11 protein-coding genes and 1 tRNA gene are annotated in these 14,409 nt (G+C 55.9%); 9 read left to right on the top strand and 3 right to left on the bottom strand.

The features are described from left to right. Nucleotides 1-390 precede the first annotated feature (390 nt). The gene (locus EH207_RS07515; protein ID WP_137713420.1) at nucleotides 391-1,500 is read left to right on the top strand and encodes a flavin-containing monooxygenase; all 1,110 of its coding nucleotides are present in this window, start codon (nucleotides 391-393) and stop codon (nucleotides 1,498-1,500) included. 124 nt (nucleotides 1,501-1,624) lie between these two features. Here EH207_RS07515 and EH207_RS07520 read toward each other — a convergent pair whose 3' ends face one another. Then, nucleotides 1,625-2,524 (bottom strand): AEC family transporter, encoded by a 900-nt coding sequence (locus EH207_RS07520; RefSeq protein ID WP_137713421.1) that lies wholly within the window; start codon nucleotides 2,522-2,524, stop codon nucleotides 1,625-1,627. Between the two features lie 188 nt (nucleotides 2,525-2,712). On the opposite strand from EH207_RS07520, the gene EH207_RS07525 reads away from it, so the two are divergent. The 7 genes from EH207_RS07525 (at nucleotide 2,713) to EH207_RS07555 (ending at nucleotide 11,299) form a co-directional block, all read left to right on the top strand. Then, on the top strand, nucleotides 2,713-3,633 hold the full coding sequence (locus EH207_RS07525) for a LysR family transcriptional regulator (protein WP_137713422.1): 921 nt from the start codon (nucleotides 2,713-2,715) through the stop codon (nucleotides 3,631-3,633). Between the two features lie 118 nt (nucleotides 3,634-3,751). Then, a complete protein-coding gene (locus EH207_RS07530) occupies nucleotides 3,752-4,675 on the top strand; it encodes an N-carbamoyl-D-amino-acid hydrolase (protein WP_137713423.1) in 924 nt (307 codons plus the stop codon). A 65-nt stretch (nucleotides 4,676-4,740) separates the two neighbouring features. After that, on the top strand, nucleotides 4,741-6,339 hold the full coding sequence (locus tag EH207_RS07535) for an ABC transporter substrate-binding protein (protein ID WP_137713424.1): 1,599 nt from the start codon (nucleotides 4,741-4,743) through the stop codon (nucleotides 6,337-6,339). A gap of 32 nt (nucleotides 6,340-6,371) precedes the next feature. Further along, nucleotides 6,372-7,313: an ABC transporter permease gene (locus EH207_RS07540; RefSeq protein ID WP_137713425.1), complete on the top strand. Its 942-nt coding sequence runs from the start codon at nucleotides 6,372-6,374 to the stop codon at nucleotides 7,311-7,313. 10 nt (nucleotides 7,314-7,323) lie between these two features. Further along, on the top strand, nucleotides 7,324-8,199 hold the full coding sequence (locus EH207_RS07545) for an ABC transporter permease (protein WP_137713426.1): 876 nt from the start codon (nucleotides 7,324-7,326) through the stop codon (nucleotides 8,197-8,199). After that, nucleotides 8,196-9,839: an ABC transporter ATP-binding protein gene (locus EH207_RS07550; protein WP_137713427.1), complete on the top strand. Its 1,644-nt coding sequence runs from the start codon at nucleotides 8,196-8,198 to the stop codon at nucleotides 9,837-9,839. The genes EH207_RS07545 and EH207_RS07550 overlap by 4 nt, the downstream gene beginning before the upstream one ends. Before the next feature lie 2 nt (nucleotides 9,840-9,841). Next, nucleotides 9,842-11,299 (top strand): N-acyl-D-amino-acid deacylase family protein, encoded by a 1,458-nt coding sequence (locus EH207_RS07555; protein ID WP_137713428.1) that lies wholly within the window; start codon nucleotides 9,842-9,844, stop codon nucleotides 11,297-11,299. 160 nt (nucleotides 11,300-11,459) lie between these two features. Here EH207_RS07555 and EH207_RS07560 read toward each other — a convergent pair. After that, nucleotides 11,460-11,536, bottom strand: a tRNA-Val gene (locus EH207_RS07560). A gap of 267 nt (nucleotides 11,537-11,803) precedes the next feature. After that, on the bottom strand, nucleotides 11,804-12,244 hold the full coding sequence (locus EH207_RS07565) for a MarR family winged helix-turn-helix transcriptional regulator (RefSeq protein ID WP_246048950.1): 441 nt from the start codon (nucleotides 12,242-12,244) through the stop codon (nucleotides 11,804-11,806). Nucleotides 12,245-12,707: 463 nt separating this feature from the next. On the opposite strand from EH207_RS07565, the gene EH207_RS07570 reads away from it, so the two are divergent. Continuing rightward, nucleotides 12,708-14,240 carry an EAL domain-containing protein gene (locus EH207_RS07570; RefSeq protein WP_137713429.1) on the top strand — a complete coding sequence of 511 codons (1,533 nt, stop codon included), beginning with the start codon at nucleotides 12,708-12,710 and terminating at the stop codon, nucleotides 14,238-14,240. Nucleotides 14,241-14,409 lie beyond the last annotated feature (169 nt).

Below are 14,409 nucleotides of genomic sequence, written 5' to 3' on the forward strand. Positions count from 1 at the left end.
TTTCTCTATGAGAAAATTAAAACGCATAGAGAAAAAATTAACGAATCCTATTCGCGATCATAGATACCCCTTTCGACCCACACGCTTTTACCACTCGCTATAAGGCATGTCAACAATGGACTGAGTGTGATTACCCAAAGTGTCGTCAGGATACGCCAATGCTGAACACATAACCGTGCCGTGGTTGCGTGTCCTTCGGTCGCGCAAAGTGAGTGGCAAAAAACCAGAAAAAAGCAAGGACGTGAAAGCGAAAAGTATCTTTGCGGAAATCAGCCAGTTTTTTCAAGCTTCATCTATAAATAGTAGTCTACCTTGTCGCAGCATCAACAGGGGTTGTGTAGCAAAGCCACTGGTGAAACATCATTTGGAACGACGTTGCGGAGTAACGGTGTGAAAAAAACGGAATGCATTATTGTCGGTGCCGGACAGGCTGGTTTGAGTGTGGCTAAGGCGCTGAGGAAAAAAAGGATTGATTGCGTATTGCTGGAAAAAGATCGGCGGATAGGTGATGTCTGGCGTAGAAGGCAAGATAGTATGCGGCTATTTACATCGCGAGCCATGACTGAACTGCCTGGTCTATCGATGAGGGGAGAAAGGAACGGTTATCCTGATAAACATGAGGTTGCAGATTATCTGGAGCGTTATGCGCGGTATTATGATTTGGATCTGTGCACCGAAATGGAAGTGAAAGCGGTTCATTGCCAGGACGGTATGTATCAGGTTTATGCAAATGACGATCGGACTTTCCAGGCACCGTGTCTGGTAAACGCGACAGGCGCTAATCAATTAGCCATTGTCCCTCCTGAAGCGGAGCAACTGTCGGAAGAGGTTATCCAGTTAAGTGCCGATCAATACCAAAGACCGGAACAAGTGGGAAAAGGGAGAAAGATCATCATTGTGGGGGATGGCTCCAGCGGTAGGATGATTGCCCGGGAACTGTCCGCTGAACATCAGGTCACTCTATTTTGCGGTGCCAGACGCGTTTTTATTTCTCATCACATTTTTGGGAAAGATATTTTCTGGTGGCTGACCGCAACGCGGATTCTTTATGCGGATACCCACAGTTTGATAGGTAAAATTCTGCGACGCAGAAATCCTATTCCCAGTAAGTCGTTGAACGACGACAAACTGGTTGACGCAGGCATCCGTTTGGCGGGGAGACTAGAGCGTTGTGACGGCCGGTATTTAATCGATTCCGAAAGGCGGCGTTATAAAGCCGATGTTGTTATATGGTGTCTGGGCTACCGTGAAGATACACGCTGGCTGACGTTACCGGATGCGGTGGATGAGCACGGTTTTATCTGCGAAAACGGCTATCAACATGGTGGTAAGACGCCTTACCCGGGTTTATTCATTGTCGGTAAAAAATGGCTTAGTTGCCGTGGATCGGAACTGGTGCAAGGCGCCGCTAAAGATGCGATGAGGGTGGCTGACTGGATTGAATGTTATCTGGATGATTTTTCAAAAAACCAAACTACACTTCGCGACAATGAAAGATGAAATAACCCACTGTTTCGGAAATGGACCCGAGTACCGAATTCGGACGAATTTCAATGGAATGTAATCACTTCTATTCAATAAACCACAACGTTCACCCTCAAGGTGGGGTGAATTACGGCGTGGCTTAAAGCAGGCTGGTGATCCACATCCACAGCGGGAGAGTGGCCATCGACAGCAGTGTGGAAAGAGAAATAGCCGAACTGACGATCTGGCTATCTTCCAGCGAGCGCGCAAAGCCAAGCACATTGACGCCGGAGGGATTGGCGGCCATCAGCACCAGTACATCGCGCGGCATGCCGCTGATGTTCATCAGCATGCAAGTCAGCAGTACCAGCAAGGGCATGGCGACCAGCTTGGCGACGGTGATGACGACGGCAAGCGCGCTGGGGCGTAACCGATAGCCGGAGAGGTTGGCGCCGAGCGCGATAAGCGCGCAGGGCAACGCCGCCTGAGCCAGCCAAGTCGCCAGTTTCATACTCCAGCCCGGTAGCGTGAGGTTCATCAGGTTGACCGCCGTTCCCAACAACAAGCCGACGATCATCGGATTGGCGAGGCTGGTGATCAGAACGCCGGGTTTGAACGGTTCGTTGCCGGCGAAGCTATCGTAGACGCTCTGAGCGCTGAACAGCAGCAGACTGTGCACGGCGAGCAGGGTGAACAGCAGTACCAGACCGTCGTTGCCAAACAGCCCCGCCACCATCGCCAGGCCGATCAGGGCATTGTTGGCGAAGGATGCGGTCAGGCCGAATGGGGTGGGATGTCCCAGACTGCGATGAACCGACAGGTTGACCACGGCGAAAATGAACAATGCCGGAACGAAATAGGCGGCCAGGATCTTGGTGTTCAGGCCGTCATGCAGCGGTGCGTTGATCATCCCGGTGAACAGCACCATCGGCATGAACAGTTTGAAGGCCAGAGCCCCCAGCGCCTTATTGGTGTGGGGATCAAGCGCGCCACGGCGGGCCAGAACATAGCCCAGCATAATCAGCAGAAAAACAGGCAGGATCGTTTGTGTAATGGCCACGGCGGTAGGCTCCTCAACCTCAAATCTCAAATAGGGTGCGAATTACATTATTAGCGGGTCGTTTGCCTGTTGTCAGCGCGACATTCAGTCTGTTTATGCCGTTGGCATATTAATTGCTATGGTCATATAACCTGTTGTTAAGCGTTCGGCGATAGGCGGACGCCATTAATTCCACAGAGGTATGCCAAATGCAATCGCTGAATCTGCGTCAAATCGAAGTCTTTCGGGCGGTCATGATCACAGGTTCGATCAACGGCGCCGCGCAACTTCTGTATGTGTCTCAGCCGGCGGTCAGCCGGATGCTCTCCCATACTGAGGCGCGAATTGGCTTTCAACTGTTTGAGCGGGTTAAGGGGAGGCTGTATCCATCTCCAGAGGCGAGATGTCTTTTCACCGATGTTGAAATGGTCTATCGCGATATTCAACGGGTCAACACCACATTGCACAATCTGGTTCAGCAGCGTCATGGCGTGCTGCGTATCGCCAGTAGCCCTAGTCTGGGGCACCAACTGGTGCCGGATGCCATCGCTGCTTTCCGACGGTGCAACGAAGCCATCCTCGTCAGCCTGGAATGTCTGCGCCATGTTTTGTTGCGCGACCGTCTGCTTGATCAGCAGGCCGACTTCGGTATCTCGCTGTTCCCTATCGATCACCCCAATTTGCGTGCCATTCCTCTGAGCTATATCCGGGTGCTGGTGGTATGCCCGGTAGACCATTCGCTGACCCGCGTTCCGGCAAACGAGTTGCCTGAGGCGTTGGCGGATACAGCGTTCATCGGTTACGCAGTGGATACCCCGTTTCACAGTTTCATGAACCAGGCTTTCGAACGCGTGGGCCTGCCATATCGCCCCAGCATTGATGTCGATTCTCCCCACCACGCCTGCGCGCTGGTTAAAAACGGCACTGGTTTTTCCGTCGTCGATGAAATTTCTTTCCGGGCGTCGGGTGCGGAGCAGATGGCAGTGTTGCCGCTCCTCAACGAAGAACGCCTGACCATCAGTCTTGTGCACCTGCGGCGTGAACCTCTGGCGCAATTTGCGCAGGTATTCGTCGAACATCTGCGCAGCACGCTGGAGGACGGTGGCTTTCACCTGTTCAATCTTGATTAACATGAGGTTAATCAAGACCGACATATTGGCATACGACAGATAAGATCGATCCCCCCACAATGACCTTACGCACTGCAACGGTTTGCCGACACCGAGTCGGTCTTGTGGAGGATATGGTATGCGCGAAATCGTTATCGGCGGCGCCCAGTTGGGGGCAATCCAAAAAAGCGACTCAAGAGAAAGTGTCGTCCGGCGCATGCTGGCGTTACTGGATCAGGCCCGGCGGCAAGCGTGCGAGCTTGTCGTATTTCCCGAACTGGCCCTGACCACCTTCTTTCCACGCTGGTATATGGAAGATCAGCGGGAAGTGGATACCTGGTTCGAGCGCGAGATGCCCAATGATGTGACGCGTCCGCTGTTCGATTTTTCCCGCCGGTATGAAATCGCCATCACTTTCGGTTACGCCGAACTCACCCCTGATGGTCGCCATTACAACACCTCGATCCTCACCAATCGCCAGGGCAACATCATAGGAAAATACCGCAAGGTGCATCTGCCGGGGCATGTGGAGTTCGATATTGATCGGGACTTTCAGCACCTCGAAAAGCGCTATTTTGAACCGGGCGACCTGGGTTTTCCGACCTGGGAAACCCAGGATGCCGTGGTGGGCATGTGCATTTGCAATGACCGCCGCTGGCCGGAGACTTATCGCGTCATGGGGCTACAGGGCGTTGAACTGATCACACTGGGATACAACACGCCGTCGGTAAACGCGCAGAATAGCGGCGAAGGCGAAGCGCAGCGGCTGTTCCATTCCGAACTGTGCATGCAGGCCGGCGCGTACCAGAACGCCACCTGGGTGGTCGGCGTGGCTAAGGCCGGGATCGAAGACGGTTATCCACTGATGGGCGGCAGCGTGATCGTCGATCCCAATGGCTTCGTGGTGGCCAGGGCGAAGGGACAGGGCGATGAACTGATCGTTCACCGCTGCGACATGGATCTGTGCCATTTCGGCAAAAGCACCATTTTTGACTTCGCGCGTCACCGGCGTATCGAGCACTACGGCATCATCACCCGCCAGACCGGTGTTAAACGTCCCTAATCTGAAAGTCGTGAGCGATGTGTATCCCGACGCCAAACGTTGCACATTTTTAAGGAGTGTTAAGAATGAAAAAATTCCTATCCCGTTCTTTGATCGCCTGTCTGTTGTTGCCGTTCGGCCTGAGCGCGGCCATGTCCGCCTCATCCGCCCTGGCCGCGGAGAAAACCCTGAATGCGGTGATGTCGTCCTCCCTGCGCGTGCTTGATCCGATCGCGACGACGGCGCAGATCACCCGCAACCACGGTTACATGATTTACGATACCCTGATCGCCATGGACGAGAATTTCGTTCCCCGGCCGCAAATGGCCGACTGGACCGTTTCGCCAGACGGCCTGACCTACACTTTTACGCTGCGTGACGGTCTGCTTTGGCATGACGGCAAGCCCGTCACCGCTGCGGATTGCGTCGCCTCACTCAAGCGTTGGGCGCGGTACGACGTCGGCGGTCAATTGATGATGAAGTATACCGCCGGCATTACCGCCACCAACGACAAAACCATCACCTTGACGCTGGCCAAACCTTTCGGCTATGTCCTGCAACTGTTGGCCAAGCCTTCGTCGGTCGCGGCGTTCATGATGCCGGAGCGGGTTGCCAACACACCGGACGGCAAAATGATTACCGACTACATCGGTTCCGGCCCGTATAAGTTTGTCGCCAGCGAGTTCGATCCCGGCAATCGCGTTGTCTACGAGAAATTTCAGCAATATGTGCCGCGTCAGGAACCGGCGAGCGGCACCGCGGGCGGCAAAGTGGTTAACGTCGAACGCGTAACATGGATCAATATGCCGGACCGAATGACGGCGATCAACGCGCTGTCCTCCGGCGACATTGATTTTATCGAACAGTTGCCGATCGATTTGCTGCCGATGGTGCAGGCCAATCCCGAACTCAAGTCCGGGGTTCTGAGCAAGTTGGGGGCGATGACCGGCGGACGGATGAACTTCCTGTACCCGCCGTTCAATAACCCGGACATCCGTCGCGCCGCTCTGCTGGCGATGAACCAGAAAGACGTGCTCGACGCGCTGGTAGGCAACCCGGAGTACTTCAAGCTGTGCGCCTCCGTATTCGGCTGCGGCACGACGCTGGAGACGCAGGCAGGCGGCGAGTCGCTGCTTAACGGCGGCAATCTGGAAGCGGCCAAAGCCCTGTTGAAGAAGGCCGGCTATGACGGCACGCCGGTGGTGATCATGCAACCGACCGACGTACCGAGTCAGGCGCCGCAACCGGTGGTGGTGGCTCAGGCTTTGCGCAAGGCGGGCTTTAAGGTCGATCTGCAACCTATGGACTGGCAGACCCTGGTGTCGCGCCGGGCCAACCAAAATCCACCCGCGCAGGGCGGCTGGAACCTGTTCTTCACCTATTGGAACGCTGAAACCATCTGGAATCCGGTGGTCAATCCGATGCTTGATGGCGGCGGGCGGGAGGGCGCCTGGTTTGGCTGGCCGACCGATCCGAAGATGAACGAACTGCGGGTGGATTTCGCTACCGCCACCGATCCGGACAGACAGAAAGCGATCGCGGTGGAGATTCAGACGCGCGCGATGGAGCAGGTCAGCTATATCCCGTTGGGCCAGTTCTATGACGTGGCGGTCTGGAGCAGCCGTATCAGTCATTTGATGACCGGGCCGTCCACGGTGTTCTGGAACGTTGAAAAAAGCGACTGATTGCGATGTAAGTCATGACTTCGGAGGTCCCTATGCTTGGTTACTTTTTTCGCCGCGTGCTGGCGGCGATCCCGGTAATGCTGGTGGTGGCGTTGTTTGTTTTTCTGTTACTGCGGCTGTCACCCGGCGACCCGGCGGCGATTATCGCCGGCGACATGGCGACCCCGCAGCAACTGGAGGCCATTCGCGAAAGCCTGGGTCTGAACCAGCCGTTGTACCAGCAGTTTTTCGAGTGGATTTCGCAACTGTTGCGCGGGGACTTCAGTACGTCCCTCATGGCCCATACGCCGGTACTGACCATGATCGGCCAGCGTCTGGAGCCGACCCTGAGTCTGGCGCTGGTGGCGATTGCCTTCACTATTCTGATTTCGGTGCCGCTGGGCGTGCTGGCGGCCTGGAAGCATGGCAGTTGGATCGACAACCTGGTGATGTCTTCGTCGGTGCTGGGTTTTTCGGTGCCGGTGTTCGTGATCGGCTACGTGCTGATCTCCGTGTTCGCCATTGAGCTCAAATGGCTGCCGGTTCAGGGGTTTAGCAGCATTAGCGCCGGAGTCTGGCCGTTCGCACAGCGAATCGTATTGCCCGCATTGACGTTATCGTCGGTGTATATCGCACTGGTGGCCCGTATGACCCGGGCCAGCGTGCTGGAAGTCTTGGGCGAAGACTTCATCCGTACCGCCCGTGCCAAAGGGCTGTCAGAGATCCATGTGTTGTTCCGGCATGCGCTGCGCAACGCGATGATCCCAATCCTGACGGTGATCGGCACCGGCTTCGCGCTGATGATTTCCGGCGTGGTGGTGACCGAAAGCGTGTTCAACATTCCGGGGTTGGGGCGCCTGATCGTCGACGCGGTGCTGGCCCGCGACTACCCGGTGATTCAGGGCATGATCCTGCTGACCAGCGGGGTGTATGTCATCATTAATTTGCTGATCGATTTGTCGTACGCGATCAGCGATCCGCGTATTCGTTATTGAGGGCATAGGCATGAGTAAACCTAATTCTCTGACCTTGCCTGCGTCCCGGCATCGACTCCTTAAACTGCCGCGTATGCCGCTAACGTCGGCTATCGCGCTGGTCGTTTTGGCGTTGATCGTGGCGATGGCGATCTTCGCGCCGTGGATCGCCAGTCACGATCCGGTGGCGTTATCCCCGGCGATGCGGCTGAAACCGCCCAGCGCCGAGTTCTGGCTCGGTACGGACGCTTATGGTCGCGATCTGTTTTCGCGAATTGTCTATGGCGCGCGTATCTCGCTGATAGTGGGCCTGGGGGTGACGGTAATGAGCGTGCTTATCGGCCTGCCGCTGGGGTTGCTGGCGGGCTACTTCCGGGGGATCGATGCATTGCTGATGCGGGTGATGGACGGCCTGATGGCGATCCCCGGCATCCTTCTGGCGATCGCCATCGTTTCGCTGAGCAGCGCCGGTATCGGAACCGTCATGGTCGCCATCATGGTGCCGGAGATCCCGCAGGTGGTGCGTCTGGTGCGGTCCCGGGTGCTGTCGGCCCGCGAAGAACCCTATGTAGAGGCCGCGGTGCTGATGGGGACGTCCAGCGTCAGGGTTCTCACCCGCCACCTGATGCCCAATACATTGGCGCCGCTGATTGTGCAGAGCACCTATATCTGCGCATCGGCAATTTTGACCGAAGCGATTTTGTCTTTTCTCGGCGCCGGTATCGGTACGGAAATTCCGACCTGGGGCAATATCATCGCCGAGGGGCGCGTGTACTTCCAGCTTAAGCCTTCGCTGGTGTTGTGGGCGGGTCTGGCCTTGTCGCTGTGTATTTTGTCGATCAATCTGTTAGGCGACACGGTGAGCGATGCTCTCGATCCGCGTCTGAAGAACAAGGGGGCTGCATGAGCGAAAGCCGAAACGACATCTTGTGCGTGGATCGCTTATGCGTGAATACCGCTCAGGGCGTGCCGATCCTACAGGATATCTCATTCGAGATCCGTGCCGGGGAGACGGTATGTTTGGTGGGCGAGAGCGGTTCGGGCAAGTCGGTCACGTCGCTGGCCACCCTGGGTCTGCTGCCGAAAGACGCGCTTACCGCGGTGAGCGGGCGCATCCTGCTGGCCGGAGAAGATGTTCTGCGGGTCAGTAACGGACGGCTCAAGGCGTTGCGCGGCAGTCGGATGGCGATGATTTTTCAGGAGCCGATGACGGCCCTTAACCCAGTGCTTACGGTCGGCCGCCAGATTGACGAAGTACTGCAAACCCATACCGATCTGAGCGCCCCGGCGCGCCATGAGCGGGTGATGAATGCATTGGCGCAGGTGCATCTGCCGGACATTGAGCGTGTCCATGACGCTTACCCGCATCAGCTCAGCGGCGGCCAGCGCCAGCGCATCATGATCGCGATGGCGCTGGTGCTTGAACCTCGTCTGCTGATCGCCGATGAGCCGACTACGGCGCTTGACGTGACGACTCAGCAACAGATCCTCAAGCTGATCCGCGAACTGCAACAAAAGCATGGCACTGCCGTGCTCTTCATCACTCACGACATGGGCGTGGTGGTGGACATCGCCGACCGCGTCTGCGTGATGCGGCAGGGACACATTGTTGAATCCGGCACTGTACAGCAGGTGCTGTCTCAGCCTCGTGAGGCGTACACCCAAGCTCTGCTGGCCGCGGTGCCGAGTCTTACTCCCAGAACCGCGCGTCGTGAAGCGGCCCGTGCGCAAGTCGTGCTCGACGTCGTTGAGCTGGGCAAAACCTATCCGGCCTCCGGCGGCGCATGGCGCGGATTTCGCAAACAACGCGAGGGCACGCGTGCGGTGCATGACGTGTCCTTCATGCTCAAACGCGGGCGAACGCTGGGTATCGTCGGAGAAAGCGGTTCCGGTAAATCCACGTTGGCCCGCTGCGTGATGCGCTTACTGACACCGACGGACGGTGCGGTGCGGATCACCGGCAAGGATATTTCCGAGCTGACGACGACCGGGTTAAAGCCCCACCGCAAACGCATCCAAATGATCTTTCAAGATCCTAACCGGTCGCTCAATCCGCGAATGACTATCGGCAGGAGTCTGGTGGAAGGCCCCATGAACTTCGGCGTGCCGTTGGCCCAGGCTTGGGCTCGCGGCCAGGAACTGCTGGAATTGGTCGGACTGCCGGTTGACGCCATCAACCGTTATCCGCATCAGTTTTCCGGGGGACAGCGGCAGCGCATCGCTATCGCCCGTGCGTTGGCGATGGAGCCGGATGTGATCGTCGCCGACGAAGCGGTGTCGGCGCTCGATGTTTCCGTGCAGGCGCAGGTACTGCAACTGCTTGACGATATTCAACAGCGCATGCAGGTCGCCATTTTGTTCATCACCCACGATCTGCGGGTAGCGGCGCAAATCTGCGACGATGTGCTGGTGATGCAGCACGGCCAAATCATCGAATACGGGCCCGCGGCCAGCGTGCTGGCCAGTCCGCAACAGCCTTACACCCAACAATTGATGGATGCGGTGCCCGGCAAAGGCTGGGACTTCGCCGTGGGGAGGAGGATTTGAATATGATGTTTGATTTACTGTTTCGCGAGGTCACCGTGGTCGATGGCACCGGCGCCGCACCCTATTGCGCCGACGTCGCGATCCGCGGCGAACGGATTGCCGCCATCGGCAATCTTGCCGGATATACTGCGCAGCGGGTTGTGGCGGGTGCCGGGCGTTGTCTGATGCCGGGCTTTATTGACGTCCATACTCATGACGACACCAACGTCATTCGTACGCCAGAGATGCTGGCTAAGATTTCTCAGGGCGTGACCACTGTGATTGTCGGCAACTGCGGGATTAGCGCTTCGCCGGTGACCCTGACGGGCGCGCCGCCGGACCCGATGAACCTGTTGGGCGCGCAGGATGCGTTTCTTTATCCGACCTTCGGGGAGTATGCCGACGCCGTTGAGCGCGCATGTCCGAGCGTAAACGTCGCGGCGCTGATCGGCCATACCGCACTGCGGGCCAACGTGATGGCGCAATTCGATCGCCCGGCGGCGGCGCCTGAACTGGAACAAATGTGCGAGGCGCTGGAAGACGCTCTCAATGCGGGGGCCATCGGCCTCAGCTCCGGGTTGGCTTACACCAACGCCAGACAAGCGCCGACGGCCGAAATGCAGCGTCTGGTGGACATTGTCGGCGCGCATGGCGCGCTGTATACCACGCACATGCGCAACGAACACGACGGCCTGCTGGATTCGCTGCAAGAGTCGTTCAGCACGGCTCGTCGGGCCGGCGCGGACCTGGTGATCTCGCATCTCAAGTGCGCGGGCGCGGGCAACTGGGGACGTGCGCCGCTGGCGCTGGCCGCGCTGGAAAAAGCTGCCCGCGAGCAGCCGTGCAACTGCGATTGCTATCCCTATGCGGCCAGTTCCACGACGCTTGACGCCTGGCGCGTCGATGCAGAGATGGAAATCTTTATTACCTGGTCTGAGCCGCATCCTGAGATGGCGAGACAAACGCTGAAAGAAATTGCCGAACAGTGGGGCGTCGACTTATGGCAGGCCACCGAGCGCCTGCGTCCGGCCGGGGCGATCTACCATATGATGAGCGAAGATGATGTGCGCAAGATTCTGGCGCATCCACTCTCGATGGTGGGTTCCGACGGTTTACCCAACGATCCGAATCCTCACCCGCGGCTTTGGGGCACTTTTCCCCGAGTGCTGGCGCACTACTGCCGTGATCTGCATCTGTTCGATTTGGCCGAAGCCGTGCGCAAGATGACCGGGTTGTCGGCCGCACGCTTCCGCTTGCAGGATCGTGGCGTGGTGCGCGAAGGCGCATTCGCCGATGTGACGCTGATCGACATGATGAAAATTCAGGACGTGGCGACCTATAGCGATCCTTGCCGACCCGCGCCGGGGATCGATCTGGTGGTGGTCAACGGCGCGGTGAGTTACGAAGAGGGGCGCGTACTAAGACGCCAGGGACGTTTGTTGAAGCGCCAGAAAAAAGCAGGTGCGGCCGGCGCAGCTTGAGCGGCTTCCAGACCGTGGTTCAACAATCCGGCGGGATCGACCGGGAAACTGACGGCGATAAAATCGGACTCAACAGAACCGGATTCGGGTAGATTTCGATGAAATGCAAGAAGAGAATTAGACTTTTTCAATGACGTGCAGACGTCGGCGGAAGAGGAATTGGTACGACCGAGTGGACTCGAACCACCGACCCCCACCATGTCAAGGTGGTGCTCTAACCAACTGAGCTACGGTCGTACGGAAAATCTATTTTAGAACTAACCTTTTGATTAAAATGCTATTTCTTCATTCCAGCCTGTGGAATGGACGCTATTATGGACTCGTCCGGCATGGATGGCAAGACCTTTGTTTCTCTTCTCTTTTCATGTGTTGAATGTTTAGCCTGTTTCACCGTGTGAGGGCATTGGCGGAGACTAAACCCGCCTTATTGGTACACAGGTTTCACCAGTACCTGCAAAGGGACGCGGGACAGGATGACCAATAGGTGGGCTGAGCGAGCCGGGGTCAATCGTGCGGCACTGATTTTAAAAACTGCTCCAGCATTTCTTTCAGCCTCTGCGCTTCGGCGCTGCCATAAGCGTCTTCGAGCTTACCCTGATGGTGGTCAACCCGGCTATTTTGTTTAGCCAATACCGCCTTGCCGTTATCGGAGATAAATAAGCGCACCTTGCGCCGATCCTGTTTATCAGGCAGGCGATACACCAGCGCCTCACTGACCATTTTATCGATGATTTTTGTCAGGGTGGGGAAGTTCTGCGTCAGATTTTCGGCGAGCTCGCGCATGGTCTGGCCATTGTTTTGCGAAATGGATTTCAACGCGCGCCAGTGCTCCAGAGTGATCCCCGCCAAAGATAACTGACGGTTAACTTGGCGGTTAGCCTGTACCAGCAGATGAGCAAGATATTCGTTGATGGGTTTTTCCGACATAATGTGCGGCACAAGCATGATAAAAAGTCATGGGGGCGATGTTAGCACTTTATTTCCCCCCGATCACTGACGATTCCGGTGAGTGTTCACCCATCGTTTCCGTTGATAATGAGAGTTGCATAAGATCTTGCCTGATCTCACTGCCTGGCTAATCCTGAGATACCGCCAGGGTGTCACCGAATGCGTCTACTGCCATGTCTCCTGTTCCGGCGTTTCGCCAACGCTCCTCCCTGGCTGGAAAATAGGGCTATCAGCGCAGATCCGGTGCGCCTGGAGGGGGACGCAGTCGTCAGTTGGTCGAAGAGCATAAGGTGGAGGCGCTGAAAATAGGCCGACATTCCGCCGGATCAATAATCCGGCTCGGGTTGGGACACAAGATAAAACAATTACCTATACTTACCCCATCTTGGTCGTGAAATATTCTCTTTAGCCGTAGAATGGGTTCAAAGGCAGTTTTTAACAGTGCCAGGGAATCGCTGCGATGAAAACATTTAGCAATACAGCAAAAGTCATCATGGCGTTGAATATCGCGGTCGGCGCGCTGTGTATGCTACTTCTCGGCCAGTTTGTGATAGCAAAAAGTGATCAAAGTAAACTGCGTGACTATTCCAATTCACTGATTCTTCGTGCGAATGGCGTGGCGATGCAGTCCGAATGGGTGTTGGATAAGGTTAATCACTTTTTATCCCAACCCTGTAGCGATGAAGATCTGTTCCAACTGCGCTTTCTGCTCTACCAGTACAGTTATCTGCTGGATATTGGCCGTCTCCACAATGACAAACTGATATGCACCGCCGGACGCGGGCGCCTGACATCTCCCGTTGTTCTGCCGCCGCCTGATCTGGTGGAGAAAACCGGGGTCCGGCTCTGGCGGGCGGTAAAAGGATTGTTCGACCCGAGAATACAATTAGATGTAGCCAGCCGGAACGATGCTGTTGTATTCACCTCCCCAGATGCTTTTAACAGCGTTTCACTTCCTGTTCCCGGCTATAGCGCGCGGATAACCACGGCAGACGAGCGTCATATTTACCAGTCATTTGGCGCAAAAGAGGTCTATTCGCGGCAGCGCAGCGCCTGGTACAGATCCTTTCGGCAGGTATATCAGTGCAGTAAACTTTATAACATCTGTATCTATGTCCGCCAAAATGCGTCAGGGATCTTTTCTCTGCCGTTTTATGTCATCGTGCTGATTTCACTGTGGGGCGGGTTATTGAGCGGCACTTTGTCTCTGGCGGCGGTTTTGCTTATTGAACGCAGCAAATCGCTCAGCAAACAACTGCATAGAGCGGTGCGTAATAAACAGCTATACGTGAGATATCAACCCATTGTCCGCCTGAGTGATAACAAGATGGTGGGCGCCGAAGTGCTGGTTCGATGGACCAATTCGAAAGGTGAGGCGATCCCGCCGGATATCTTTATTCCGGTAGCTGAAAAGCTGGGCTTTATCGGGCAGATTACCCGCCAGGTAACCTGCATGGCGCTGAAGGACCTACAGAATATCCTTAGCGGCGACAACACCTTTTACCTCAGCATTAACCTTGATGTTACCGATGTATTGGATCTGAATTTTGAGTCTTACCTTGCCGCGATCGTTCAGCGGTTCGGCATTGCCAGAGGAAAGATTATGCTGGAAATAACGGAGCGTTCGACGGCAAATCATACCCTGTTGTGCGAAAGGCTCACCGCCTTGCATGATGCAGGCTACAAAATTGCGCTGGATGATTTTGGCACAGGTTATTCCAATTTGTCCTATCTCGCCTTGATGCCTTTTGATGTGATTAAAATAGACAGGATGTTTACTGAGGCAATCGGCACCGATTCCGTTAATGCGCAGATGGTGGAACATCTTTTTGGCATGATGACCATGTTTGATGCCATCGTGGTGGTTGAAGGTATCGAAACCCATGAACAGGTCGCCTATGTTAGCGAGCATTGTGCGGATGCGTTTGCACAGGGCTGGTATTTCGGCAAACCGGTGAGTGGGACTGAACTCAGGGAGAAATACCTTCAGTAACCGGGTATCGCAATCGGTTGAATTTCAGCATGGTGACAGGAATCAAAATCGTACAAAACCCGCCGCCGGTATTTTAATGACGGCATGTCCTAAATAATCCGAGTGACGGGAAAGCGGGCGCCTGGCGAATTCCCCAACATACCCAGCCCCGCCAGTCGGCGGGGCGATA

The sequence above is a fragment of the Brenneria rubrifaciens genome (assembly GCF_005484945.1).
Classification (GTDB): Bacteria; Pseudomonadota; Gammaproteobacteria; order Enterobacterales; family Enterobacteriaceae; genus Brenneria; species Brenneria rubrifaciens.

Coding starts and splice junctions, on each gene's coding strand:
- EH207_RS07550 (WP_137713427.1), top strand. CDS start 8,196: ATGAGCGAAAGCCGAAACGACATCTTGTGCGTGGATCGCTTATGCGTG.
- EH207_RS07570 (WP_137713429.1), top strand. CDS start 12,708: ATGAAAACATTTAGCAATACAGCAAAAGTCATCATGGCGTTGAATATC.
- EH207_RS07530 (WP_137713423.1), top strand. CDS start 3,752: ATGCGCGAAATCGTTATCGGCGGCGCCCAGTTGGGGGCAATCCAAAAA.
- EH207_RS07525 (WP_137713422.1), top strand. CDS start 2,713: ATGCAATCGCTGAATCTGCGTCAAATCGAAGTCTTTCGGGCGGTCATG.
- EH207_RS07565 (WP_246048950.1), bottom strand. CDS start 12,244: ATGCTTGTGCCGCACATTATGTCGGAAAAACCCATCAACGAATATCTT.
- EH207_RS07540 (WP_137713425.1), top strand. CDS start 6,372: ATGCTTGGTTACTTTTTTCGCCGCGTGCTGGCGGCGATCCCGGTAATG.
- EH207_RS07535 (WP_137713424.1), top strand. CDS start 4,741: ATGAAAAAATTCCTATCCCGTTCTTTGATCGCCTGTCTGTTGTTGCCG.
- EH207_RS07545 (WP_137713426.1), top strand. CDS start 7,324: ATGAGTAAACCTAATTCTCTGACCTTGCCTGCGTCCCGGCATCGACTC.
- EH207_RS07555 (WP_137713428.1), top strand. CDS start 9,842: ATGATGTTTGATTTACTGTTTCGCGAGGTCACCGTGGTCGATGGCACC.